The organism is Muriicola sp. (assembly GCF_049669965.1).
Lineage (GTDB): Bacteria > Bacteroidota > Bacteroidia > Flavobacteriales > Flavobacteriaceae > Muriicola.
Genome location: NZ_JBATLB010000155.1, coordinates 1 through 2,790, shown reverse-complemented (window position 1 = coordinate 2,790; position 2,790 = coordinate 1). Strand labels below are relative to the sequence as shown.

The following is a 2,790-nucleotide window of genomic DNA, read 5'->3' as shown; positions in this document are numbered from 1 at the left end:
TAGCGTGTTACCCTCTTGCTTTACAAACCTTATTCGCTACGCTGCTAAAATTTGTAAACACAAAGTGCCTTTCACATCAACATATTAAACCAAAACAATCCAAATGTCATTGATTCAGAATATTTAGAAAAAATCAGACTATTAGAACTAGAGTATAAACCTATGTAACATTAATTGAAATCAAAAGACCAATAAATAATAAAATTAAAGAAAGATAAAAACCGGATTAAAAAAAAGTGACTGTATAAGTTTTACGGAACCAGATTTTGATTGGACATCAAGAACGCGCTGAGTATCCATATGGTGATAAAAAATAATCGAGGGCAGGGAAGAATCGTGGTACGTTCTCCTTCCCATGAGTATTATAATGACACTATCATTAAAACGATTCAGGATAAATTGGATAGGTTCGATTTCAATGCCATTGAAACTATCTCAATATGGTTATATGTCCAGAATGTGACCTATCATCGGTATCGTTTAACTGAATGTAGTAGTAGTAAGTTCCTACTGGCAAGGGCTTTCCGTTATAAGTACCATGCCAATCGTTTGTGTAGCCCCTAGATTCATATACAATATTGCCCCATCGGTTATATATGGTCAAGTAATTGTTCGGAAAAGTTTCAATGTTTTCTATATAAAATACATCGTTGGCCCCATCATCGTTTGGCGTCATTGTATTCGAGAAAAAGGGCATACATCGGTCTTCTACATCGGTATTTTCATTGTCCATTCGAATGATGAAAGTAGAAATTGAATAACAATCTGGGGCTTCTGCATTCTCCGCTCTGACATACACAGTGTTATCAACCCCGGCATTAAGATTGATGTTGGAGACGACATTAGTGTCATTTATAGCATCAATTTCATCGGTATGGTAGCTCAAATTTATTCTGGATGCATCGAGTCCTTGAAAAGCCCTTGCATTCAATTGCGAAAGATCATAGCCAATGGAACTTTCCTTTAAATAACAAAGAAAAATATTTTCAATCTGATTCACATTTGGAGTGCTGTTGACTTTTAAGGAAAATGAAAATAGTTGAAAACAACCCTGGCTGTCTTCAATGCGGGTGTAAATGGTCTGCGGATTAGTCACATTGGTATAGTCAAAATCAAGACGTGCTGTATTATTCGCTGCGTCAGATTCACTTAAATGATAACTTACCAAGGGATAAAAAGGACCATTAGGACTTACGTTTCGTAAAATATAATCTGATTGCGCAATTAAATCAAATGATGCTGAATCTGGAAAACTAGGATCAGCGCAGGCCTCTAAATCTTCAGGAAGCTCATAGAAGAATTCGCTTACGATGACTATCGGTTTGGTTATGGAAAAATATTGAATACCATCATTGACCGTTAACGTTACATCATAAGAATTGTCATATTCGTAGCTATGTATTGGATTTTCATTAGTACTTAAAGGACTTCCGTCACCAAAATCCCATTCAAAGGTCAAAGGATCGCAACTATCGGTAAAGTCCTGAAAAGAAACTTCATTGCAAACAATGGAGAAATCAAAATCTGGGGTAGTCGTATCAGGTGTTAACAGAACATCATAAGTCTGTTGTAAGGTTGTAGTTCCATCATTAACCGAAAGTGTCACACTATGCGGCCCTAAGGTGGCATAGGTGTGCATTGGTGATTCTTCATTGCTAATTGGACTTCCATCACCAAAGTCCCATGCGTAACTTACAATTGGATCACAGGTATTAGATCGGTCTACAAATTGCACATCGTAACAGTCGGGATAAAATTCAAAATCGGCACTTAATCCGGCTATTACGTTAATCATCCGTTCTGCAGTAAAAGTAAGTCCACTGCCGCTGTCCGTCATGGTCATCACAATGGTATAAAGACCCGAATCACTGTAGGTATACTGAAATTCGGGTTGGGTGCTATCGGTAACGACCGGGGGGTTGCCGTCCCCAAAATCCCAACTATAGGTGAACGAAGGATAATTATCCATAGAAGACCCACAAATGCTACTGTAGTTGGTTATGGTTACAATACCGCAATCTTGAATAGGATAAAATCCTGGGGAAATAGTGGAGGTCGTATATGGGATAGTTACCATATCTGAAAGACCATCACCCATAGAGGTAACGGTTAACGATATGTAATATGTTTCAATGTTTTCTGAAAGCGGGAACGAATGAATTGGATTTTCTTCGGTACTCGTGTTGCCATCTCCAAAATCCCATAGATAGGTCAGGTCACTTTTACAATACCCGGATAGGTTGTTCAACTGTATGGTATTACAAGGATTGGCCTGATCTGAGATAATTGGCGTTATTTCAAAATCTGCCCGAGGAAAAGGTGGTTCGTCAGATGGTATTACTGTAATGTTCACTGTGGTTGATTCACCCACACATCCATTTTCGTCTCGAGCTATGACCGTATAGGTGGTATCAGATGTTGGAGTGACTACGGCAACGTTTCCGGCGACATCGATATCAGGAAAATAGAAGTCTCCGACATTGGTGCCCGTGGGTGCTATGATGGCACTACCCCCTTCACAGATTTCTTGATCTGGTATAGGTTCGATGGTTGCGCTTGCAACAGGCCCCAAGGTAATGGTGGCCATAGTATCACAACCTGTGTTAGAGGTAAGATCTACGGTAAAAGTATCCCCATATTGAGCGCCCATAACTTGTATGCTCCTCGTAGTTTCTCCTGTTGACCACAAATAGGATGAAAACCCTAAAGGTGCTGTTAAGGTGATATCGTTTAAACCAACTTCACAAAGACCTTCGACCTGAACTTCCAAAGGTTCCAAGTTGGCTTCCA

1 protein-coding gene is annotated in these 2,790 nt (G+C 39.4%); it reads right to left on the bottom strand.

All coding sequences use genetic code 11. From position 1 onward, the window contains the following. Nucleotides 1-430: 430 nt before the first annotated feature. The coding region (locus WBM49_RS08345; RefSeq protein WP_424371596.1) for a PKD domain-containing protein at nt 431-2,790 on the bottom strand (2,360 nt) is incomplete at its 5' end.